This is a genomic window from Limnomicrobium aquaticum, from assembly GCF_040545545.1.
GTDB classification, from domain to species: domain Bacteria; phylum Pseudomonadota; class Alphaproteobacteria; order Rhizobiales; family Rhizobiaceae; genus Ensifer_A; species Ensifer_A aquaticum.
This window is the reverse complement of sequence record NZ_JBEPMB010000008.1, coordinates 78605-100334: the sequence shown is the minus strand read 5'-3', so window position 1 is coordinate 100334 and position 21730 is coordinate 78605. Positions and strand designations below refer to the sequence as shown.

The 21730-nt window shown below is 60.3% G+C and carries 19 protein-coding genes and 1 pseudogene; 8 read left to right on the top strand and 12 right to left on the bottom strand.

Annotation, left to right across the window (positions count from 1 at the left end):
- Positions 1 to 24 precede the first annotated feature (24 nt).
- The 6 genes from ABID16_RS19620 to ABID16_RS19595 all read left to right on the top strand — a co-directional run bounded on the left by ABID16_RS19620 (position 25) and on the right by ABID16_RS19595 (position 6653).
- Entirely contained in the window at positions 25 to 2283 is a 2259-nt protein-coding gene (locus tag ABID16_RS19620; RefSeq protein WP_354558160.1) for a family 78 glycoside hydrolase catalytic domain, read from the top strand.
- Positions 2284 to 2356: 73 nt separating this feature from the next.
- Entirely contained in the window at positions 2357 to 3631 is a 1275-nt protein-coding gene (locus tag ABID16_RS19615; RefSeq protein WP_354558055.1) for an ABC transporter substrate-binding protein, read from the top strand.
- 63 nt (positions 3632 to 3694) lie between these two features.
- Positions 3695 to 4558 carry a carbohydrate ABC transporter permease gene (locus tag ABID16_RS19610; protein ID WP_354558054.1) on the top strand — a complete coding sequence of 288 codons (864 nt, stop codon included), beginning with the start codon at positions 3695 to 3697 and terminating at the stop codon, positions 4556 to 4558.
- Positions 4555 to 5382 carry a carbohydrate ABC transporter permease gene (locus ABID16_RS19605; RefSeq protein WP_354558053.1) on the top strand — a complete coding sequence of 276 codons (828 nt, stop codon included), beginning with the start codon at positions 4555 to 4557 and terminating at the stop codon, positions 5380 to 5382. The genes ABID16_RS19610 and ABID16_RS19605 overlap by 4 nt, the downstream gene beginning before the upstream one ends.
- A gap of 3 nt (positions 5383 to 5385) precedes the next feature.
- Positions 5386 to 6381, top strand: coding sequence for an ABC transporter ATP-binding protein (locus ABID16_RS19600; protein WP_354558052.1), 996 nt, complete (start codon positions 5386 to 5388; stop codon positions 6379 to 6381).
- 95 nt (positions 6382 to 6476) lie between these two features.
- Complete coding sequence (locus tag ABID16_RS19595; protein ID WP_354558051.1) at positions 6477 to 6653, top strand: hypothetical protein; 177 nt, start codon at positions 6477 to 6479, stop codon at positions 6651 to 6653.
- A 198-nt stretch (positions 6654 to 6851) separates the two neighbouring features.
- Here ABID16_RS19595 and ABID16_RS19590 read toward each other — a convergent pair whose 3' ends face one another.
- From ABID16_RS19590 to ABID16_RS19550, 9 genes are all read right to left on the bottom strand, one after another.
- Entirely contained in the window at positions 6852 to 7553 is a 702-nt protein-coding gene (locus ABID16_RS19590) for an HAD-IA family hydrolase (protein ID WP_354558050.1), read from the bottom strand.
- 14 nt (positions 7554 to 7567) lie between these two features.
- Complete coding sequence (locus ABID16_RS19585; protein WP_354558049.1) at positions 7568 to 8560, bottom strand: alcohol dehydrogenase catalytic domain-containing protein; 993 nt, start codon at positions 8558 to 8560, stop codon at positions 7568 to 7570.
- Positions 8561 to 8573: 13 nt separating this feature from the next.
- Positions 8574 to 10007: a mannitol dehydrogenase family protein gene (locus ABID16_RS19580; protein WP_354558048.1), complete on the bottom strand. Its 1434-nt coding sequence runs from the start codon at positions 10005 to 10007 to the stop codon at positions 8574 to 8576.
- Position 10008: 1 nt separating this feature from the next.
- Positions 10009 to 10779 carry an L-iditol 2-dehydrogenase gene (locus ABID16_RS19575; protein WP_354558047.1) on the bottom strand — a complete coding sequence of 257 codons (771 nt, stop codon included), beginning with the start codon at positions 10777 to 10779 and terminating at the stop codon, positions 10009 to 10011.
- Complete coding sequence (locus ABID16_RS19570) at positions 10776 to 11774, bottom strand: ABC transporter ATP-binding protein (protein ID WP_354558046.1); 999 nt, start codon at positions 11772 to 11774, stop codon at positions 10776 to 10778. The genes ABID16_RS19575 and ABID16_RS19570 overlap by 4 nt, the downstream gene beginning before the upstream one ends.
- 2 nt (positions 11775 to 11776) lie before the next feature.
- Positions 11777 to 12826, bottom strand: coding sequence for a carbohydrate ABC transporter permease (locus ABID16_RS19565; RefSeq protein ID WP_354558045.1), 1050 nt, complete (start codon positions 12824 to 12826; stop codon positions 11777 to 11779).
- A 1-nt stretch (position 12827) separates the two neighbouring features.
- A complete protein-coding gene (locus ABID16_RS19560) occupies positions 12828 to 13694 on the bottom strand; it encodes a carbohydrate ABC transporter permease (RefSeq protein ID WP_354558044.1) in 867 nt (288 codons plus the stop codon).
- Between the two features lie 206 nt (positions 13695 to 13900).
- Positions 13901 to 15184, bottom strand: a complete 1284-nt coding sequence (locus ABID16_RS19555; protein WP_354558159.1) for an ABC transporter substrate-binding protein — start codon at positions 15182 to 15184, stop codon at positions 13901 to 13903.
- 133 nt (positions 15185 to 15317) lie between these two features.
- On the bottom strand, positions 15318 to 16319 hold the full coding sequence (locus ABID16_RS19550) for a LacI family DNA-binding transcriptional regulator (RefSeq protein WP_354558158.1): 1002 nt from the start codon (positions 16317 to 16319) through the stop codon (positions 15318 to 15320).
- Between the two features lie 300 nt (positions 16320 to 16619).
- Between ABID16_RS19550 and ABID16_RS19545 the strand changes: the two genes are divergently transcribed.
- Together ABID16_RS19545 and ABID16_RS19540 are read left to right on the top strand one after the other, a co-directional pair.
- Positions 16620 to 17525 (top strand): sugar kinase, encoded by a 906-nt coding sequence (locus ABID16_RS19545; RefSeq protein ID WP_435532452.1) that lies wholly within the window; start codon positions 16620 to 16622, stop codon positions 17523 to 17525.
- The gene (locus ABID16_RS19540; RefSeq protein ID WP_354558042.1) at positions 17525 to 18796 is read left to right on the top strand and encodes a D-tagatose-bisphosphate aldolase, class II, non-catalytic subunit; all 1272 of its coding nucleotides are present in this window, start codon (positions 17525 to 17527) and stop codon (positions 18794 to 18796) included. The genes ABID16_RS19545 and ABID16_RS19540 overlap by 1 nt, the downstream gene beginning before the upstream one ends.
- Positions 18797 to 19069: 273 nt before the next feature.
- Here ABID16_RS19540 and ABID16_RS19535 read toward each other — a convergent pair.
- The 3 genes and pseudogenes from ABID16_RS19535 to ABID16_RS19525 all read right to left on the bottom strand — a co-directional run.
- Positions 19070 to 19195: pseudogene (locus tag ABID16_RS19535) on the bottom strand (transposase); the annotation flags it as partial.
- A 22-nt stretch (positions 19196 to 19217) separates the two neighbouring features.
- Positions 19218 to 20747: a VOC family protein gene (locus tag ABID16_RS19530; RefSeq protein ID WP_354558041.1), complete on the bottom strand. Its 1530-nt coding sequence runs from the start codon at positions 20745 to 20747 to the stop codon at positions 19218 to 19220.
- Positions 20748 to 20828: 81 nt separating this feature from the next.
- Entirely contained in the window at positions 20829 to 21728 is a 900-nt protein-coding gene (locus tag ABID16_RS19525; RefSeq protein ID WP_354558040.1) for a LysR family transcriptional regulator, read from the bottom strand.
- Positions 21729 to 21730 lie beyond the last annotated feature (2 nt).

The window sequence follows — 21730 nt, the reverse complement described above, 5'->3', positions numbered from 1 at the left end:
GGCGGATTTTCGCCGAAGGCCCGGATGATCGCTCCCGCCTGTGACGGTGGGCAGGGTACGGCCGGAACTTTCGTCTCGCGGGAATTCAGCGTCGAGGAGGTTTCCTCGCCGGTGCGCTTGACCATCTCGGCGCTTGGTCTCTATCGTGCCTTCATCAATGGCAAGCGCGTCGGCAACGATCTTCTGACGCCCGGCTGGACCTGCTACGACGACCGTATCGCCTTTCAGAGCTACGACGTTTCGGGCCTTCTTCAGGAGGGTGAAAACAGGATCGAAATCTGGCTCGGCGACGGCTGGTATCGCAGCCAGATCCTCTGGGCCTCCAACCCCATCTTCAATTGCTGGGGCGACAGGATTGCTGCCATTGCCGAACTGTCGACCGAAGACGGCAGCCTGCTTGCGACCGACGAGACATGGCGCAGCGGCTTCACGCCCGTCGTCCGAAGCGGCATCTATTACGGTGAGGATTTCGACGCACGGATCGTGCCGGAAGACAGTGCCGGCGTTGAAGTCCTGGAGTTCGACAAGACCCTGCTCGTTCCACATGAAGTCGAACCCGTCAAAGAACTTACTCCGTTTTCGCCGAAGGACAGCTGGACCGAGGACGATGGCAGGCAGGTCTTCGATTTCGGCCAGAATGCAGCGGCCTATATCCGCATCTGCGTCAAAGGGAGGGCCGGCGCCTCCGTTCGTGTCGAGCATTCGGAAGTTCTCGGGCCAGACCGCTTCTTCGATAACCGCAACTATCGTTCCGCCCGCGCTGAACTCATCTATACGCTGAAGGGTGACGGTGAGGAAATCCATGCCCCGCTCTTCAGCTTCATGGGCTTCCGCTATGCCCGCGTCACGCTGCCGGACGGCGTTGAGCTTGTCTCAATCCAGTCAGTTCCGATCAGCTCCGTTCCGGTGCAGGCCGGCGGTTTCACCTCCGGCGTCCCCGCAGTCAACCGGCTGGTCGAGAACTCGATCTGGTCGCAGCGCTCGAACTTCATCGAAATTCCGACCGATTGCCCGCAGCGCGACGAGCGCCTGGGCTGGACCGGCGACGCGCAGGTCTTTGCCGGCACCGCCTGCTGGTTTGCCGACAGTCAGCGTTTCCTGACCAAATATCTGCGCGACGTCATGCACGACCAGCGCCCAAATGGGGCTGTGCCGCACTTTTCGCCCGACCCGACGCGCCTGCACCCGATCGATGCGCGCGGCGATTGGGCCGGTTCTACCGGCTGGGGCGATGCCATCGTCATCATCCCCTGGCAGGTTTATCTGCACTATGGCGATGACGCGGTGCTGCGCGAATGCTTCCCCGCCATGCAGCGTTGGCTGGACTATCTCTGGGGCATCTCCGACGGCCCCGTCATCCGCCCGCCGGCCGTCTGGGGAGAGCATGGCTTCACCTTCGGCGATTGGCTGCAGCCGGTCGGCGACAACCGCAAGCCACGGCCGACGATCGCCGACGATTGCGCCGCCACGCTCTACCATTTCATCTCGACCGATCTCGCAAGCCGCATCGCCGGCATCATCGGCGATGAGGCAGCGGCGAGCCGCCTGGCGGCGCGGGCGGAGCAGATCCGCACTGCCTTCCGCCACGAGTTCTTCAGTCCGTCCGGCCGCATCGCCCACAACGACCAGACATCCTGGGCGCTGGCTTTCCTCTACGGCCTCGTTCCGTCGGAATATGCCGAGGCGGCGAAATCCTATTTCCGCCGCGTGGTGGAAGAGACCGATGGCGTCATCGGCACCGGCTTTATCGGCACCCCCGCCCTGCTTCCTGCATTGACGGAACTCGGCATGCTCGATCTTGCCGAGAAGATCTTCCTCAATCGCAAGGTTCCAGGCTGGCTCTATCAGGTCGAGCGCGGTGCCACCTCGATCTGGGAGCGCTGGGATGCGATGGCCGAGGACGGCTCGATCTACGATCCGGACATGAACAGCTACAATCACTATGCCTATGGTGCCGTCTGCCAGTGGCTCTTTGAATATGTCGCGGGCATCAAGCCAGTCGCCTCGGCTCCGGGCTTCCGCGAAATCGATCTCGATCCCGCGATCCTGCCGCAGCTTTCCCCGGTTTCAGCCTGGCACGATACGCGGCTGGGCCGCGTCGAAGCCGGCTGGTCGCTGGAGGGGAATTCGGCCACCTATCGTGTCGTACTCCCGGAAGGCGCAACGGGACGGATCGCCGCGACGGACGCCCGCAAGAATCTCTCGATTGACGGACAAGCAGTTCCCGGAGGCGAAAGCGCACGCCTTTCCGCCGGCGAACATATCATACGCTTCACGATCTGACATGAAGGCTCCGGGGAGGACACCACGCCGGAGCTCAGGTTTGAATATGGTCTTTTACAAGGAGGAAATGGCCATGAAATTTGCAAAAGGAAGTATTCTGGCAGCGGCACTTGTTGCCCTGTCATCCAGCATTGCCCATGCGGGCGTAACACTCAGCGTCCTGATCGACACCAATCCGGAGTCTATCGCGTCGCTGGATGTTCTGACCAAGGCGTACAAGGCGAAGAACCCGGATGTGTCTTTCGACGTCGAACAGCGCGCCGGAGGCTCCGAGGGCGACAATATCGTCAAGACACGCCTGGCAACCGGCGAAATGGCTGATGTCTTCGAGTATAATTCCGGCTCCCTCTTCCAGGCGCTGAAGCCGGAAAAGACGCTCGCCGACTTCTCCGACCTGAAGAGCGAAGCCAATGTTCGCGATATCTTCCGCAAGGTCGTGACCGGTTCGGATGGGAAGGTGCGCGGCATGCCCTTCGGCCCGGCCATGGGCGGCGGCATTTTCTATAACCGCAAGATCTACGCGGACCTCGGCCTCAAGGTGCCGAAGACCTGGGCCGAGTTCATGGCCAATAACGAGAAGATCAAGACCGCCGGCAAGGTGGCGGTTGCCCAGACCTACGGAGATACCTGGACCTCGCAGCTCTTCGTTCTCGCCGACTTTTACAACGTGCAGGCTCAGGTGCCGAACTTCGCCGCAGACTATACGGCTAACAAGGCGAAATATGCGACCACGCCGGCCGCCCAGCGCGGCTTCGAACATCTGGAAGAGGTGTTCAAGGCAAAGGTTTCCAATGCGGATTTTGGCGCGGCCAAGTTCAATGACGGCCTGCGCATGGTCGCCACGGGCGAGGCCGGGCACTATCCGATGCTGACCTTCGGCATCGGCACGATCCAGCAGAACTATCCCGACAACTTGAAGGACCTGGGTTTCTTCGCCCAGCCCGGCGAGGATGCCGCCAAGAACGGCCTGACCATCTGGATGCCGGCAGCGCTCTATGTTCCTGCCAAAAGCAAGAATGTCGCCGAGGCGAAGAAGTTCGTCGACTGGGTCGGCTCGAAGGAGGCCTGCGAACTGATGGCGAAAGCTGTCCCGTCGGGCCCGTATCTGATCAAGGATTGCAACCTGCCGAAGGACATTCCGCAGGCGGTTGCCGACATGCTGCCCTATTTCGACAAGGATGGCGGCACGGCTCCGGCGCTGGAATTCCTGTCGCCGATCAAGGGACCGGCGCTTGAGCAGATCACGGTCGAAGTCGGCTCCGGCATTCGCTCTGCCAAGGACGCAGCAGCACTTTACGATCAGGATGTTCAAAAGCAGGCCAAGCAGCTTGGCTTGCCAAACTGGTAACCTCCCGCCAGTGAACCCCGCCCGAAGATTGCTCCGGGCGGGGCATCAATCCGGAGCCGCAACATGTCTCGCACCAAATCACCCTATCCCTACTGGTTCATACTGCCGGCAGCCGTGATCTTCACGGTCCTGTTCCTGGTGCCGACGCTTGCCTCGTTTTGGTTCAGTCTGACGCGCTGGGACCTGTTTTCCGTCGAGTTCATCGGCATCGAGAACTATCGCCAGTTCTTCCGCGAACCGTTCCTGATCCAGGGCCTGTTCAACACCGTCGTCTATGCCGTGATGACGTCAGCCACGAAGACAGTGCTGGGTCTGCTGCTCGCGGTTCTGCTGACATCCGGGCTCTGGGGACAGGGCTTCCTCAGAACGGTCATGTTCTTTCCGGTCCTCGTCTCCACCATCGGCGTCGGCATCACCTTCACCGTGCTCATGCATCCGACGCGCGGGATCATCAATGTGGCGCTGGCGGCCATCGGCATTCACGGCCCCGGATGGCTGACCGATCCGACGCTGGCGCTCTATTCCGTCGTGCTCGTCGATGTCTGGAAGGGGATCGGGCTTGCCACGGTCATCTACATTGCCGGCCTCGCCTCGATCAGCCCGGAATATTATGAGGCCGCCCGCATCGATGGCGCAACCCGGACGCAACTTTTCTTCCGCGTCACCGTCCCGCTCGTGAAGCCGGCCACCATCACGGTCGTGACCCTCTCGCTCATCGGCGGCCTGCGCAGCTTCGATCTCATCTGGGCGATGACACGCGGCGGACCGGGCTTTTCTTCCGACGTTCTGGCGAGCGTCATCTACAAACAATATCAGGCGGGTTTCTACGGCCTCTCGACCGCCGGCAACGTCATCCTCTTCGCGCTGATCGCGGCGATCATCCTGCCGCTGACCCTGTGGTTCAACCGCAAGGAGGTCGAGCTATGAACAGCCGCCGCCAGCTCTATACGGGCCTTGCCGCCCTTGCGGCGACCCTCGTCATCTTCGTCCTGCCGTTCCTGTTCGTCTTCCTGACGGCGGCGAAGACCAAGCAGGACGCCTCGCTGCTGACCTTCACGCTGCCGCAGAAATGGCAGCTCTGGCAGAACTTCATGGACGTGGTTTCGGCACGCGACTACATGCTGCTGCTCGCCTATTTCAATTCGACCGTGATCACTGTCGCGGCGGTTGCGCTCCTTGTCCTTTTCGGTGCCATGGTAGGCTATGTCCTGCAGCGGCGCCCCTCGCGCTGGAACACTCTGATCTTTGCCTGCGTTATGATCGGCCTCATGGTGCCCCCCGCCGTTGTGCCCACCATCTGGGTGCTGCAATGGCTGGATCTGTTCAAGACGCGGACCGGCATGGTGCTGATCCAGGTCGCCTACGGCCTCGCCTTCGCCGTGCTTCTGTTTCGCAGCTTCATCGCAACAATCCCGCGCGATCTCGACGAAGCGGCAATTATCGACGGAGCGAAGCCGTGGCAGATCTTCTTCCGCGTGATCCTGCCACTCCTCAAGCCCGTGACGGTGACGGTCATCGTCGTGCAGTCGATTGCCATCTTCAACGATTTCACCAACCCGCTCTACTATCTGCCGGGCCGGGAGAACGTGACCGTCCAGCTCACGCTCTACAATTTCCAGAGCCAGTTCGGGACCGAATTCAATCTTCTCTTCATGAACATCCTGTTGGTGACGATACCGCCGCTCATCGTTTTCGTCTTCTTCAACAGGCAGATCGTTGCAGGCATGACCGCCGGCGCGGTGAAAGGATAAGCCATGGCGCGCGTCGTCTTAGAAAACATCTGCAAGAGCTTCGGCAGCGTCGACATCATGAAGGGCGTCAGCCTCACCGTCGAAGACGGCGAATTCTGCGTCTTCGTCGGACCGTCCGGCTGCGGCAAGTCCACGCTTCTGCGCATGATCTCGGGTCTCGAAACCGTTTCCTCGGGCCGCGTGCTCATCGACGGGGAGGACGTCACATATGCCGAACCCTCCCGGCGCGGCATCGCCATGGTGTTCCAATCCTATGCGCTCTACCCGCATCTGACCGTGCGCGAAAATATCGGCTTCGGCCTGTCGCTCGCCCGGCGTCCCAAGGCCGAGATCGAGGAAAAGGTCCGCAAGGTCGCCGAGACGCTGCAGCTGTCGCACCTGCTCGACCGCAAGCCCAAGGCACTTTCGGGCGGGCAGCGCCAGCGCGTCGCCATCGGCCGCGCCATCATCCGCGATCCAAAGGTGTTTCTCTTCGACGAACCGCTTTCGAACCTCGACGCAGCGCTGCGCTCGCAGATGCGCATGGAACTGACCGACCTGCATGGCAAGCTCAAGGCGACCATGATTTATGTGACGCACGATCAGGTTGAGGCCATGACCATGGCGGACAAGATCGTGGTGCTGAACGGCGGACGCATCGAACAGGTCGGCGCCCCGATGACGCTCTACAACGAGCCCGCCAGCCCCTTCGTCGCAGGCTTCATCGGATCGCCTAAGATGAACCTTTATGACGGCGAGATCGCCGCGCGCGAAGGCTGCAAGGTCTACGGCATCCGGCCGGAGCATCTTTCCCTCTCGGCAACGGACGGAAAATGGCGCGGCGCCGTCCGCCATATCGAACGGCTGGGCGCGGACACGATTGCGCATCTGAATGTCGAAGGATTGGGAAATCTCGTGGCCCGCTGCCCCGGCGACATGCCGATCGCGATTGGTGAAACACTCTTTGCGACGCCTCTTGCCAGCAAGGAGCACAAATTCACGACGGGTTCACTTGTCTAGGGCATTTCCGAACGGAAACCGCCACGGTACACGACAGTCAGGGTGAGAACGGAGTGATATGCTGTAACTGAAGATTCTTCGCCAAAGGGATCTTCATGATGACGTCATTTCACGCTGCTCTTGTCAGCACGCTATCTGGCTCCTTTTCCGGTTGCCTCAACAATCTCGAAGACAACCGCATCCGCTCTCATGAAAAGCTCTCTTGCCTGCTGGTCGTCATCACACTCGCCATGTCTGGGCCTATCGCTGCGCAACAAAAACCATGGACATGAAAGCCGTCAATCGAAAGACCCATGGGCGGCGCGAGAAATCATGGTTCCGCATCGGCATTGACGCGCTCAGAAACTGGATCGCAAACGAACAACAAAGAAGCAATTCTGGCATGGGCTGAAAAAATGCCCAAAACGACCGGGCTTGCCAATAAACCAAATATGAGTCGGTACCGTGCGGAAACCCGCTTGCACTTTTCCCTACGCACTCTGGGAAAATCCGCCTTCCTCTATCGTCACCGAAATCGGACACGATCCCGCTGCAGCAGAGGCGGTTTCGATGGCCTGAAGGTGGCGATAGTCACGCAGGCAGAGTGTGTCAGGTCCATCGAAATCCCGCTGCGTTCCAATTCTGACGGGATAGGCGCCGGATGCGATCACCGCCTCGATACCTGATCGTGTGTCCTCGAAAGCCAGGCATCGATTGATATCGACTCCCATGAGACCAGCCGCCCGTCGATAACCTTCCGGATGCGGCTTTCCGACGGCAACGTGTTCCGAGGCCACCAAAATATCCGGCATGGGCAGCCCGGCAGTTTCGAGGCGTCGCCGGGCGAGTGCAGAATTTGCCGATGTGACGATCGCCCAGCGGTGGGCGGGGAGGCTGGACAGCAGGCGTCTCGCATCGGGAATTTCTTTCACGCCTTCCTGATCTTCGTGCTCCCTGGCGTCGAGCCAGGCCACCTCCTTTTCGATGTCGGCGGTCGGCGGCGAGAAATGTGCGATCGTATCGACCGCCCTGCGGCCATGCATGTAATGCAGGACGTCATCGACGGGCGCACCAATCCTCCTTGCCCATGCGCTCCATGCCCTTTCGACCGCACCGATGGAGGTCAGAAGAGTGCCGTCCATGTCGAAAAGCAGGGCTTCGAAAGGGCCGAGGATCACGTTGTTTCCCTTCATCGGAGGCAAAGTTCTCACCCGGCCATCTGCACTTTCATGCTGGCACGAATGCCCCCTGCCTGAAACGTCTTCACGGTATCCGCAATCGCCAGCCGATGGCTGACAATTCCTGAAAGGGACGGACCTATGCGCTGGATGGCCGCAAGAGCGTCGGGCAGATTATGGTTGAGAGAATGGGTGCCGTAGACCGTCAACTGGCGCCGGAAGAGTTCGAAAGGTTCGAACGTGACGCCGACGCCCTGTTTGCAGACACCGAAAAGCAGGGCGCTTCCACCGCTCGCCATAAAGTGGGTGAGCTTTGAAACAACCTCAGCCTTGCCTGTCGCATCGACCACGAAATCGAAGCCGTGCCGCGCCTGTGCCAGGTCGTTCGACTGTGCGTGAAGCGCCGTGTGCCCCGCGGCGCTTGCGAAAGCCAGCCGATCCGCATCCACATCGGCCACGCTCACCGCCACGCCGCGCGTCTTGGCCAGGAGTTCGGCGATGATCATGCCCATCGGTCCCGCGCCGAAGACAAGCGCGTTTTCGATATGTCTGTGCTTGACCGGTTCAAGCCCATTCAGCGCGCAGCCCACCGGTTCAGCCAAAGCGGCGAGGTCATAAGCCATGTCTCCGATGGGGCGGACTGCGGCAGCATCGACGGCGCAATATTCCGCGAAGCCGCCATTTTTGGTGACCCCATAGGCGCCGAGCTTCTCACACAGATGAGCCATTTGCCTTCGGCAGGCGCGACAGTGACCGCATTCGAGATTGGGATCGACTACAACGCGATCGCCAAGAGAAAGACCCTTCACGCCATCTGCAAGGCCGACGATCTCGCCGACGAATTCGTGACCGGGAACGACGGGAAAGGCGCCGTCGCCATAGTTCCCGCGAAGGATTTCGAAATCGGTGTGACAGATGCCGCTGGCCTTCACCGAAATCAGGACCTCCCCACTCCTGGGAACGGGGTCCGGCAGTTCGGTCAGTTCAACGACGCCCTTGGCGGGAAACAGAATAGCCTTCATGCCCATTCACCGTTCAGGCCGTGAGGAACTGGCGGATCGAGCCATCGACCCCTTGTGCCCACACGGCCGTCAGGGCCTCATGAAAGGTGGTGCGGAAGTCCTCGTTCTCTGCCAGATCGCCATAGACACTCTCCATCCTGATCCAGGCGTCGGGATTGACGCGTGCCGCCCGCGCCAGGGCGGTCAACTGTGCCCAGTTCGGATCGTTGGGCGCAATCGTCTGGCCGTTTTCATCCTCGCCGTAGCAGTACCGGCACCAGAAGGCGCTGAGAAGAATGAGCCCTTTAGGCAGTCGTCCCTGGACCAGATTGTCCCGAATGGTGGGGACGATGAATTTCGGCTGGCGGTTCGATCCGTCGAGGCAAAGCCGTCTCTCCGTGTCGGCGATTTCCGGATTGGAGAACCGCGCGACGATGAGGTCTTTATAGGCGTCGAGATCCTGCCCTGGGACAGGCGGCACGATCGGCAATATCTCGTCTGTCTCGATGCGTTCGAGAAATGCACGGATATTCGGATCGGCCATGGCCTGATGGACGAATTCGATGCCCTTCAGCCCTCCCGGATAGGCGATGATCGCGTGACCGCCGTTGAGGATGCGGATTTTCATGACTTCGAAGGCATGAACATGGTCGGAGAAGGTCACGCCCACATTTTCGAACGGCGGACGCCCTGCCGGAAACCGGTCTTCGATCACCCATTGCCTGAACGGCTCGCAGGTCACCGGGACGCGATCCTCGATACCCAGTTCCGCAGCAATCCCGCGCTCGCGATCTCCTGTGGCAGGCGTGATGCGATCCACCATGGCATTCGGAAAGGCGACTTGCGCGTCGATCCAGCCGGCAAGATCCCGGTCGGACAGGGCGGCGAGCCCGACGACAGCGCTTCTGGTCACCTGGCCGTTGCCGGGAAGGTTGTCGCAGGACATGACCGTAAACGGCGCGTAGCCCGCGGCCCGGCGGTTGCGCAGCGCTGCAACGATCGCCCCGAACGCGGTGACGGGCGCGGAAGGATTTTGGGCGTCGTGCCGGATTTCTGCCTCGTCCGGGTCGAACCGGCCCGTTGCGGGGTCGATGAAATATCCACCCTCCGTGACCGTCAGCGAAACGATGCGGATTTCAGGGCGCGACATCGCCGCGATGAGCGGCGCATTGCCCTCCGAAACCTCCACGAAATCGATCATCGAGCCGATCTTTCGCGCGCGCTTGCCGGAAGGGTCGAGTTCGATCACGGTTGAAAGATAGCCTTGCGCCTTCAATGCCTCCCGCATGGCCGCATCCGCAGGGCGGACGCCCGCCCCGACGATCCCCCAATCCATTGCGAGCCCCATGGACATGAGGTCGTCCACATACACCGCAAGATGGGCGCGGTGGAAATTGCCGACGCCGATATGGACGATACCCGGCGTCACCAGATCGCGATTGTAAGGGGTATTCATCGTGTTCGACATATCAGGCCAACCAGTTTCCGCCATCGACGCCATAGGTCTGAGCAACGACATAATTCGCGTCGGAACTCGCGAGGAAGATCGCCATGCCCGTGAGATCGGCAGCCGTCGCCATCCGTCCGATCGGAACCGACTGGCCGACGACGCGCTTCTTTTCGCCCAGCGGACGATTTTCATATTTGGCAAAATGCGCGTCGACGACATCCCAGTGCTCGCCGTCAACGACGCCGGGCGCAATGGCATTCACGTTGATGCCGTGCTTGATGAGGTCGAGGCCGGCACTCTGCGTGAGCGAGATGACGGCGGCCTTGGATGCACAATAGACAGCCACAAGTCCCTCGCCGCGACGCCCAGCCTGGCTCGCCATGTTGATGATCTTGCCGCCCTTGCCCTGGGCGATCATCTGGCGCGCTGCAGCCTGCAGGCAGAACATCGTGCCCGCAAAATTGACCGCCATGACCCGGTCGAAATCCTCGCGCTTGATCTCGACGATCGGCGCAGCGGTAAAGAGGGCCGCGTTGTTGATGAGGATATCGAGTGAACCGAAGTGTTTGACAGCGCGTGCAATTCCTGCGTCGATACTGTCCTGCCGCGTCACATCCATCTGGAGGCCGAGCGCCTTCGGGCCGAGACTGTCGGCGGCCTTTCCAACGGCCTCCGCATTGATGTCCGCAAGAACCACGTTCGCGCCTTCGGCAATGTAAGCCCTGGCAAATTCAAGGCCTATGCCGCGCGCCGCGCCGGTGATGATTGCTGTCTTGCCCTGAAGTCTCATTGCATTGCCTTTCCGTCTTCCGAGAATCGATAGATATTGTGCTGGCGGGGAGAGATGCTCACCCGGTCTCCGTGTGTGAGGCCGCGCTCGCCTGGAACGCGAACGGTCAGAGTGCCGGCAGCTTCGGTCTTGACCCGCAGGAACGTGTCGGAGCCGAGATGCTCTGCAAGCGCCACGACACCGTCCCAGCCGCCTTCGCTGACTACATCGAGATGCTCGGGGCGTATGCCGATGGTCGCTGCGCCCCTGCTTGCGGCCTCATGGCCGGTGATGAAATTCATGCGCGGACTGCCGATGAAACCGGCGACAAAGAGGTTTGCCGGCCTTGAATAAAGATCTATCGGCGAGCCGACCTGCTCGATCTGTCCCGCATTCAGGACCACGATCCTGTCGGCCATCGTCATGGCTTCGATCTGGTCGTGAGTCACGTAGATCATGGTGGTCTTGAGGTTCTGGTGCAGCTCGATGATTTCCTGCCGCATGGTGACCCGAAGCGCCGCATCGAGGTTGGACAGCGGCTCGTCGAACAGAAAGGCCGTCGGCTCGCGAACAATGGCTCGGCCGATGGCAACACGCTGGCGCTGCCCGCCGGAAAGCTGTCCCGGACGCCGATCCAGATAGGAGGTCAGATTGAGAATTTTCGCCGCTGCCTGAACCTTGCTCTCCTGTTCGTCCGGGCTCAAGCCGGCCATCTTGAGCGGGAATGCAATGTTCTTGCGCACGCTCATATGCGGATAAAGTGCGTAGGACTGAAACACCATCGCGAGCTTGCGTTCGGACGGAGCGGCATCCGAAACGTCTCGTCCGTCGATCAGTATCTGCCCGGATGTGACGTCCTCCAGGCCGGCGATGAGCCGGAGCAATGTGGACTTTCCGCAGCCGGAAGGGCCGACGAAGACGATGAATTCGCCGTCATCGATTTCGAGATTGGCGCCCGGGACGATAACGAATTCGCCAAAGGCCTTGCGGACATTCTTGAGGGCAATCTTTCCCATTTTTACTTCACTGCTCCGAATGTGAGACCGCGCACAAGCTGGCGCTGCGAGAACCACCCGATGACCAGGATAGGCGTGATCGCCATGATGGACGCCGCCGAGAGCTTGGCCCAGAACTGGCCCTGCGGGTTTGAATATTCCGAGATCAGGAAGGCGACCGGCGCGGCAAATTTGGTGGTGAGGTTGAGCGTCCAGAACGCTTCGTTCCAGGCGAGGATGACGCTGAGAAGCGCGGTCGAGGCAATGCCCGGCACCGCCATCGGCGTCAGCACCAGCACGAGTTCGTTCCAGAGATTTGCCCCGTCCATCCGCGCGGCTTCGAGAATTTCGCCCGGAATTTCCTTGAAATAGGTGTAGAGCATCCAGATCATGATGGGCAGGTTCAGCAGCATCATCAGGGGGACCATGCCCCAGAAACTGTCGAAAATGTTGTAATCGCTCAGATCGAGGCCGTTGCCCCAGTCTTTGAAGACGAGGCCGTTGCGGCCGAAAATCAGGAATATCGGGATGAGCGCACCGGCAGGCGGCATCATTTTCGTCGACAGGATCCAGAGGAGCGAGTCCTTGGTGTTCCGCGTCCAGACCCAGATGGAAGGCGGGATGCATACAAAAAGGAGGAGCCCAATTCCCAGCCAGGGAGAGGTCACGACCCAGCCCTGTGCGTAAAGGATCGCAAACGCGACGGCGATGACGCCGAAGACGATCCCCGCCCAGGTAATGCCGTTGAGCCGGCTCGACGTTTCGCCCTTGGCTGCAAAGGCCATGGACCATGCAGCCGGAATGGCAAATGCCAGGCCAAGCACCGTCGATAAGCCTGCGATGATCACCGTGTTGCGCAGATAGGCTACGACGTCGGAACGGCTCTGCACCTCCGCAAAATTATCGAGGATCCAGGGCGTCCTGAACATGGTTTGCGGCATCGCATAGGCATCGGCCTCCGATTTGAAGGCCGCAAGCGCAGTCCACAGAATGGGGAAGAACATGAGCAGGCCGATGCTCCACGCCAGAATGGCGATTGTCCACTTCCTGCGATTGGAAATTCTCCGAGCCATCTCAGTTCTCCAGATTCTTGCCCATCAGGCGCACAAGGACGAGGGAGACAAGGTTTGCGAGAATGATGGCGATGATGCCACCGGCCGCCGCCGCGCCGACGTCGTTGTCGTTTTGCAGTCGGGAAAACACCAGATATGTCAGGTTTCCGGCAAAGCCGCCCACCGACGTCACCTTGATTTCGGCGAAGACGTTCATCAGGAAAATCGTCTCGATCAGCACGACAACCGTGATCGGGCGCGCCAGATGCGGCAGGACGATGTACCGGAAATAGGCCCATGGCTTTGCACCGTCCATGGCGGCGGCGTCCTTTTGCTCCTCATCCAGCGACTGCAGGGCCGTCAGCAGGATCAGTGCGGCAAAGGGGAGCCACTGCCAGGCCACGATCAGCCCGACGGAAAACAGGGGTAGCTTGCCGAACCAGTCGAACGTCTGCGTCACCCCGAACCAGCGCTGGATCTCGGCAAACAGCCCGAAGACCGGATGCATCAGCAGGTTCTTCCACACCATGGAAGAGACCGTCGGCAGAATGAAAAAGGGCGATATCATCAAAACGCGGACAAAGCCGCGGCCCCAGAACTCCTGATCGAAGAGAAGGGCCAAACCCAACCCGCCCACGACAGTCGTGAGCAGAACCCCACCGACAAGCAGCAGCGTGTTGAAGAGATTCTTCACGAAATACGGGTCTTTCATGAAGTAATAGAAGTTCTTCCAGCCAAACCAGAACACGCGGTCGGGATCCTGGATATTGTAGCGCAGGAAGGCGAAATAGAATGCCAGTGCCAGAGGCACGAAAGCAAAGCTCGACAAGACGGTGACAGACGGCAACAGCGCCCATCTCGCCAATCTTTGTCCCTGCCGGGTTGCCATCGATATATCCTCCCTGAATAAGCGCTCGCCTGGACATTCTTGATTTCGGCAGAACTGGCTGCCGTCCATCGCGAAACAGAGATTTCCCGACATGCAGACAAGGCCGCCTCACGCCGGCCGGCGGCGCGTCTCGGCCCTGTCCGCATACTCGGGAGGTTATCCCTTGATGTGCTCCCTCGCGAAAGGGCGAGGAAGCACAGAAGCCGTTACTTGATGTAGCCGCCCTTGGTCATTTCGTCGGTTGCGTATTCCTGCGACTTTGCAAGCGCATCGTCGGCAGAAATCTGGCCGGCCAGTGCCGCCGAGAAAAGCTCGCCGACCTTGGTCGCGATGCCGGCGAATTCCGGAATGGCCGCAAACTGTACCCCGACATAGGGAACCGGCTTGACGGTCGGCTTGGCCGGATCGGCGGCGTTCATCGATGCCAGGGTCTCTGCGGCAAACGGAACCTTCTTGTATTCGGCATTGGCGTAGAGCGACTGACGCGTGCCCGGAGGTACGTTGGCCCAGCCCTCCTTGGAGGCGACCAGCTCAAGATAATGCTTGGAGGTTGCCCAGGAGATGAACTTCTGAGCGGCTTCCGTCTTCTTGGAACCTGCCGGAATCGCGAGGGCCCAGGACCAGAGCCAGTTCGCGCGCTTCCCCAAGCCCTTGTCCGGAGCCAGAGCAAAGCCGACCTTGTCGGCGACCTTCGAAACCTTCGGATCGATGGTGAACGAGGCGGCCGTCGTCGCATCCACCCACATGCCGCACTTGCCGGACTGGAAAAGCGCTAGATTTTCGGAGAAGCCGTTGCCGGAAGCGCCTTCCGGACCCGCATCCTTCATCAGCTTGAGATATGTCTTGAGCGTGTCCTTCCATTCGGCAGTGTCGAACTGCGGCTTCCAGTTCTCGTCGAACCAGCGCGCGCCGAAGGAGTTGGACATGGCGGTGATGAAGGCCATGTTCTCGCCCCATCCTGCCTTGCCGCGAAGGCAGATGCCGTTCACGCCCGAGGCGCGGTCGGTCATCTTGTTGGCAGCGTCGATGATGAAGTCCCAGGTCGGGGCGTCGGGCATCTTCAGACCGGCCTTTTCCATCAGATCCTTCCGGTACATGACGAAGGAGCTTTCGGCGTTGAACGGTGAGGCGAACAGCTTGCCCTTGGCGGACAGGCCGTTGACGATGGACGGCATGAGGTCGGACGGGTCGTCGAGGCCCTTCAGTTCGACCAGCCAGCCCTTGCTCCCCCAGATCGGCGCTTCGTACATCCCGATCGTCATGATGTCGAACTGGCCGCCCTTGGTGGAGATATCGGTCGTCACCTTCTGGCGGAGATCGTTTTCTTCCAGCGTCACCCAGTTCAGCTTGATGTCAGGATTGGATTTCGTGAAGTCGTCAGTCAGCTTTTGCATGCGGACCATGTCGCCGTTGTTGACGGTGGCAATCGTAAGCTGCTCGGCAGCGGCTGCGCCGGCGAAAACGGCGACAAGCGCCGTGGCAGCCAGCATGGACTTAATCTGTTTCATCCCAAGTTCCTCCCTTTGGATTGGATCACATCCAGGGTGAAAACTAGGGGATAAAACGAATTCGTGTCAATGTTAATTTTTACGCGCGGCAAAGTTTTTTTGCGGATTCGGCCACTTAGGCTGAAATTCGCATGATCAGCTTTCCCTCCAGCCGGACCTGGGATGAGGGAATGTGGGCATCGTTATGTTCGATCGCATCGAAGAGGATGTGCAGGCTGCGGTCGGCGATCGCCGTATAATCCTGTGAAACGGTTGTCAGCGGAGGGCATGTGAAGCGCGACAAAGGATGATCGTCGTGACCGGCAATGCGAATTGCCGAACCCGGACCGCGACCGACCCTGAGCCCCTTTTCATAGGCGGCGGCCAGCATGCCGATGGCAATTCGATCGTTGGCGCAAAGAATGGTGTTGGAAGGAAGCTCGCGCGACGCGATCAGTCTCAAGCCCTGCTCGTATCCCAACCGCTCGAAGTCCCATCCTTCCCCGACGATGGGGATTATCTTTGGATCGAGGCCCAGTCGCTCCATCGACCTGACGTAGGCGTCTTTGCGTTCATAGGCATTTGCATTCACCGGCGGCATTTCCACAAAACATGGCGGATCGCCGGCTCTTGAAAGATAATCGACAATAAGATCAATTGTTTGGAAGTTATCGGTTCCCACGAAGACGCCGACCCCGTCCAATCGGGAGTCGCAAAGAACGGTTGGAACCTCGGAAGCGAACTGATGGATCAACTCCTCGTCGGAGGCCTGTCCGAGCGGCGCGATAATGGCACCGGCCACCTTCAGCGAGCGCAACATGTCGAGCGCGTTGGCCTCCAGCTCGGCTTGGCCGTGGGAGGACAAGACGATGGCCCAATAGCCCGCTTCGATGCATCGGGTTTCGATGTGCCGGACGATCTCGGCGAAAAACGGATCCACGATGTGCGGAACGACGATCCCGATATTCCGGGTCAGCTTCCGGTTCTGATTGATCGCAAACAGATTGGGGCGATAGTCGTATTTCTTGATCGCCTGCTCGATACGGTCCCTCGTCGAGGACCTGACGCTCGAAGGGTCGTTGAAATATTTCGAAATTGTCGGCCGCGAGATGCCGCTGACTTCCGAAAACTCTTCCATGTTCCGAATTTTGCGGTCATCCGCCATGGCCCAGCGCAACCCCTTTTTCAACGTCTCAACGATCCGATTTATGGCGCCTGCGTAGCCAGCGAATTTTCAAAATGCAAGCTCGCAGATTTCCAATAATTTTACGCGCGACAAATTTAAGTTGACACTAACTGCAGAAAATGCCACTCGTCAAGCCAACCCTAAAAAGGATCGCGGCGCAGATGAGAGCCTCACTCTGCGCGGTAAAAGCGGGAGGAATGCTTGGAAGCGCTCAGGAAGATCGTTGTGATCGGTGAAATCCTGGTGGAGATCATGGCCGACGACCGCGGTGAGGGTTTCCTGACGCCGATCGCGCTGACCGGCCCCTTTCCATCCGGCGCCCCGGCGATTTTTGTCGATCAATGCGCCCGCCTCGGCCAGCCCGCAGCCATTGTTTCCGCCATCGGCAACGACGATTTCGGCAGACTAAATCTGGAACGGCTGAAGGCTGACGGTGTCGACACATCGGCAATTTACATCGACGACGACCGGCCGACCGGCACGGCGTTTGTCCGCTATAGACACGACGGCCGGCGCGATTTCGTCTTCAATATCGCCCACGCGGCCTGCGGAAAGCTTCACCGGGGCGATGCGACAGACAGGGTTCTGGCCTCTGCGGACCATATCCACGTCATGGGGTCGTCGCTTTCGAGCCCGGAATTCTCAGGCTTCGTCGTTTCGTCCGCCCAGTCGGTCAAAAAGCGGGGCGGCACGGTTTCCTTCGATCCCAACATGCGCAAGGAAATCCTCAACGCGAATGGGATCAAGGAGGCGATGGCCTCCGTTCTCGCGGTCACCGATCTCTATCTTCCGAGCGACGAGGAACTGTTTTTGCTCGGCGACAGTTCAGACATTGACGCCGCCGTCACGCAATTGCTGTCCGGCGGCATAAGCGCCGTCGTTCACAAACGCGGCGTCAAGGGCGCAACCTATTATGACAGCAATCGAAGCCACACTGTGTCCGCCTATCCGGTCGTCGAGGTGGACCCAACCGGAGCTGGAGACTGTTTCGGGGCAACATTTGCAACGATGTGGCTGCGTGGAACCGATCCCGAGACTGCCCTGCGCCTTGCCGCCGCCGCCGGCGCGCTTGCTGTAACACGGCGCGGGCCCATGGAAGGCGCTTCTGATATGAGCGCACTCACAGATCTCATCAACACCTCAAAAAGTGCAAGCTGATGCTTCATCCCCTCAAGAAAATGGCCGAAGAGTTTCACCGCGGAACCCGGCGCGGAATCACCTCTGTCTGTTCTGCCCATCCCGTCGTCATCGCTGCAGCCCTCGAGTTCGCGCGCGACCGGGATCGCCTCGCCCTGATCGAGGCGACCTGCAATCAGGTCAATCAGGATGGCGGCTACACGGGCATGACCCCGGAAGATTTCCGCAGGTTCGTCTTCGATATCGCGGATGAGGTCGGTTTCGCGAGAGAGAAGATTGTCCTTGGAGGCGACCACTTAGGCCCCAATCCATGGAAAAACGAGCCCGCCGAAATTGCCATGCGAAAAGCGGAGGATATGATCGCGGCCTTTGCGCGAGCGGGTTTCAGCAAACTGCATCTGGATACGTCGATGGGCTGCATGGGCGAGCCGGCGGCTCTTCCGGATAACACAACCGCCGACCGGGCAGCACGTCTGGCTGCTGTGGCGGAGAAATCCTGCGGCGAAGCCAAGCCGGTTTATGTCATCGGCACGGAGGTTCCCGTGCCGGGCGGCGCGCTGGAAGCGCTCGACCATATGCAGATCACCGCGGCGGACTCCGTGGCCACGACCTTCGACGTTCACAAGAGGGCCTTCCGTGCATCCGGTCTCGAAGAGGCTTTCGAGCGCGTGATCGCTCTCGTTGTCCAGCCGGGTATCGAGTTCGGCCATGACGGCGTCATTCAGTACCAGCCGGAAAAGGCGGCCGAACTGACAGCAGCCCTGAGCAACCTCCCCGGCCTCCTCTACGAAGCACATTCGACGGATTACCAGCACGGCGAAAATCTCTCCGAGCTGGTATCGAGCGGCTTCGCAATTCTGAAGGTCGGCCCATGGCTAACCTTTGCGCTTCGCGAAGCCCTTTACGCACTCGATGATATTGCCGACATTCTGGACGGACATCTTCCGAGGTCCGGATTGATGCAAACCATGGAAGAGATCATGGTCGCCGATCCCATCTATTGGGGAAAATATTACGAAGGCCCGCAGACGTTTCAGTTCATCCAGCGGCATTTCAGCTTCTCGGATCGCATCCGTTATTACTGGCCCACCGAGAAAGCGCGCGAGGCGGTCGCCGTCCTGGAGCAGCGCCTGTCGGGCAAGCGCATCCCCGCCACGCTGCTCAGCCAGTATCTGCCTCGGCTCGAGGCCGATGCGCTGCTGGCCGGCGGCGCCACAGACGGCCGGTCGATTGCAAAACTTGCGATCAAACAGGTCCTGGGGCTCTACGACTCGGCATGCGGTGCCGAATGAATGCGCGAAAAGCGTAGTCGCGCATCTTGTATAGCCTTTCCCGGCGGTCGCAGACGGCAGATCATCTTCCACGACTGTCCAACGACCGACGTGGGGCGTTCGGCAATCCGCGGGGCGACGTTCCCTGGACCATCCGTGGAGCATAGGCCGCCATACGTGAATGCGGTACCCCTTCGCCGGCAGTGCTCCAATTGCTTGTGCTGTCGAAGAGAGCCAAGTCTCTGCCGGCAAGTGCCTCGAAAATATGTTGAAGACGCCCAATTCGCTCCATCAGATGAAACGGTTGTAAAGTGTCTTGTGCGGGCCATATTCCTTCGGCGCGTCTCTCCACTGAAGTCCATGTTTCAAAACGTAAATAATGGCACTGACAACACCCTTGTCATCGACGCGGGGAATGCCGCTGCATGCCCGCGACTAACTTTCACGTATCGCGACCTTTGACGGCCCAGGCGCGCGCCAATATGAGATCGGCCGGAACAAGGCCGTGGCCGGCAGGGACCGAGCGTGTTTCTAGCTTGGCGCCGCATCGCAGCAGCCATTCATCGAGCGCAGCCCCGTGCGGCGCGAACGGATCGTCGCGACCCGTCAATGTCAGCACGTCCATATCCGAGAGATCGACCACCTCCGGTGCCTCCAGCACGAGCATCGGGCGGATCAGAATCGCCCGCCTGAAAGTATCGGGATAGAGTGCCGTGACCGCGGCGGCGAAATTGGCTCCGTTCGAGAGACCGAGGACGGTCGTTCGGTCCCGGTCGAGACCGTAAACGCCACGTGCCTCGCGCCAGAACTCATCGAACGCTTCCGCCTCGAAGCGAATGTCCTGCTGGTCGAATTCGAGCTGAGACCGGCGCCGGAACCAGCGCGCATGCCCCTCCTCCGTCGAACGTCCCCGGACGCCCATCAGCGTCGCGCGTGGCAACAGGCGATGGGCAAAGGGCATCAGGTCCGCCTCATGCCCGCCGCTTCCGTGCAGCAGCAGGACGGTCGAGCCGTCTGGATCTTCCGGGACGAAGAAGCGATGCACGAAGGGCAGGTCGCGCAACACGATCCGCTCCTCGCCGGGTCGGGCGAATTGCGGCAGCATGACGCGCAGGTCCTGCGCCCGTTCGGCGTCCTGCTCGGGAACAAAGAGCCTTTCGCCGAGATGGGCGGGAGGCTCGTCCACCGCGAAACCCGGCGTATCGGTGGCATATTCCGTCAGGATGCCGGAGGAGTCGCGGGCATACAGCGAACGGAAATATTTGCGGTCATGAACATTGGTCGGCGACCAGCGCATAAGCTCCCGCTGCATCGCCTCGACGGCATCGAAATCGGGCGCGCGCAACGCGACATGGTCGAAAATGCCCGTGCCCGGAATGCCTTCGTAAAAACCCGTGGCATCGCGCACATCGATCGCATCCGTATCGGAGAAAAGCCGCCGGATATTGCCTTCCGATGTCCCGGACCGGTAGCCGTAATAGGCGAGAAAGGCCGCCGTCCCCTCCGCCTTGTCGGTGAGCAGCGTGACGGCCCGCACTCGCCTCGGTGCATCCGCATCGGCAAGCGGCGCTTGCGCCGGCATGTCCACGCCGACCAGCTTGACGATCACGCCATCGGGGTCCTTCAGACGCAGCACGGGTTCGCCGAACTCGCGCGTCGGACCGGAAACCGGCACCTGCGCGGTAATCGCCCGCGTCAGCCACTGCCCGAGGCTCTGGGGCGGGACGGCAAAGGCGATTTCGCTAATCTGCCCGCGCCCCACACGGCCCGGCGCACCATCTTCCCAGACGAGGAAGGTGACGACGGAACCGGGACTGCCCATGGCATCGCCATAGAAGAGATGCAACTGCTCCGCATCTTCGAACCCGCCCGTCTGCTTGACCAGCCGGAGACCGAGAAAGCCGGCATAGAAATCGACATTCGCCTGCACCTTGCGCGTGATCAGCGTCACGTGATGAATGCCTGTGGTCATCCTGCGTCTCCGGATTCGTCGTTCGATCCCGTCCTAACATCTAATGAACCGCTTCGGATCAAAACTTCCCGTGATATCCGCTCAGACCGGGCGAACTTGGGTGACATAACGCTCGAAGAAATCCGAAAACCTGGCAACCCGCATCGGCAGCCGCTCGTAAGGCGGATAATAGAGCGTGAGCCACAGCGACGTCGGTTCCCAATCGGGCAGAACGGGCACCAGATTTCCGCTCGTCAGCAAATCCTCGACGATGAAATGGGGCAGCAGCGCAATCCCCTCGCCGTTTTCGGCAAGCCGCGCCGAGACCTCGCCATTGTTGGTCGCCAGCACCCTGCCCGCCTGTACCTTCCGTGTCCGACCGGCGCTCGTGAGTTCCCACTCCTCGGAGCGGGCCTCTTCGTCAAAGGCGATGCAATCGGCACCCTTCAGGTCTTCGGGCTCTTTGGGTACGCCTTTCAAGGCCAGATAGCCGGGCGAGGCGACGAGCAGACGGCGCACCGGGCGGATCTTGCGCCAGATCGTCGACTTTTCCTGCGGGGCGCGCGAAACGCGGATGGCGAGGTCGAAATCGCCCGACACGATATCGATGAAATGATCGGTCAGCGACAGCGACACCGTGATATCCGGGTTTTCGACACGCAGGCCGGAGACGACGTCCGGCAGGATGCGCTGGCCCAGCGACAGCGGCGCGTTGAGGCGGATATGCCCCGAGGCGTGATCGGTTTGAGCGCGAACCTCGTCGGCCGCCGCCTCGAACTGGTCGAGCAAAGGCGAAATGCGGGCCGCATAGACAGCGCCCGCCGACGTCAGCGACACCTGCCGCGTCGTGCGCAGCAGAAGCTGAACGCCAAGTTCGGTCTCCAGCGCGCTCACCGCGCGGGTCACGGTTGGCGCCGTCATCGACAGTTGCCGCGCGGCCGCAACGAAGCTGCGCTGCCGGGCGACTGAGAGAAAGATGCGGATCGAATTCAAATCGCTCATGC

Excerpts from the sequence above, each read along its gene's own strand:
- ABID16_RS19620 (WP_354558160.1), top strand. The coding sequence starts at position 25 with ATGATCGCTCCCGCCTGTGACGGTGGGCAGGGTACGGCCGGAACTTTC.
- ABID16_RS19615 (WP_354558055.1), top strand. The coding sequence starts at position 2,357 with ATGAAATTTGCAAAAGGAAGTATTCTGGCAGCGGCACTTGTTGCCCTG.
- ABID16_RS19610 (WP_354558054.1), top strand. The coding sequence starts at position 3,695 with ATGTCTCGCACCAAATCACCCTATCCCTACTGGTTCATACTGCCGGCA.
- ABID16_RS19605 (WP_354558053.1), top strand. The coding sequence starts at position 4,555 with ATGAACAGCCGCCGCCAGCTCTATACGGGCCTTGCCGCCCTTGCGGCG.
- ABID16_RS19600 (WP_354558052.1), top strand. The coding sequence starts at position 5,386 with ATGGCGCGCGTCGTCTTAGAAAACATCTGCAAGAGCTTCGGCAGCGTC.
- ABID16_RS19595 (WP_354558051.1), top strand. The coding sequence starts at position 6,477 with ATGATGACGTCATTTCACGCTGCTCTTGTCAGCACGCTATCTGGCTCC.
- ABID16_RS19590 (WP_354558050.1), bottom strand. The coding sequence starts at position 7,553 with ATGAAGGGAAACAACGTGATCCTCGGCCCTTTCGAAGCCCTGCTTTTC.
- ABID16_RS19585 (WP_354558049.1), bottom strand. The coding sequence starts at position 8,560 with ATGAAGGCTATTCTGTTTCCCGCCAAGGGCGTCGTTGAACTGACCGAA.
- ABID16_RS19580 (WP_354558048.1), bottom strand. The coding sequence starts at position 10,007 with ATGTCGAACACGATGAATACCCCTTACAATCGCGATCTGGTGACGCCG.
- ABID16_RS19575 (WP_354558047.1), bottom strand. The coding sequence starts at position 10,779 with ATGAGACTTCAGGGCAAGACAGCAATCATCACCGGCGCGGCGCGCGGC.
- ABID16_RS19570 (WP_354558046.1), bottom strand. The coding sequence starts at position 11,774 with ATGGGAAAGATTGCCCTCAAGAATGTCCGCAAGGCCTTTGGCGAATTC.
- ABID16_RS19565 (WP_354558045.1), bottom strand. The coding sequence starts at position 12,826 with ATGGCTCGGAGAATTTCCAATCGCAGGAAGTGGACAATCGCCATTCTG.
- ABID16_RS19560 (WP_354558044.1), bottom strand. The coding sequence starts at position 13,694 with ATGGCAACCCGGCAGGGACAAAGATTGGCGAGATGGGCGCTGTTGCCG.
- ABID16_RS19555 (WP_354558159.1), bottom strand. The coding sequence starts at position 15,184 with ATGCTGGCTGCCACGGCGCTTGTCGCCGTTTTCGCCGGCGCAGCCGCT.
- ABID16_RS19550 (WP_354558158.1), bottom strand. The coding sequence starts at position 16,319 with ATGGAAGAGTTTTCGGAAGTCAGCGGCATCTCGCGGCCGACAATTTCG.
- ABID16_RS19545 (WP_435532452.1), top strand. The coding sequence starts at position 16,620 with ATGGCCGACGACCGCGGTGAGGGTTTCCTGACGCCGATCGCGCTGACC.
- ABID16_RS19540 (WP_354558042.1), top strand. The coding sequence starts at position 17,525 with ATGCTTCATCCCCTCAAGAAAATGGCCGAAGAGTTTCACCGCGGAACC.
- ABID16_RS19530 (WP_354558041.1), bottom strand. The coding sequence starts at position 20,747 with ATGACCACAGGCATTCATCACGTGACGCTGATCACGCGCAAGGTGCAG.
- ABID16_RS19525 (WP_354558040.1), bottom strand. The coding sequence starts at position 21,728 with ATGAGCGATTTGAATTCGATCCGCATCTTTCTCTCAGTCGCCCGGCAG.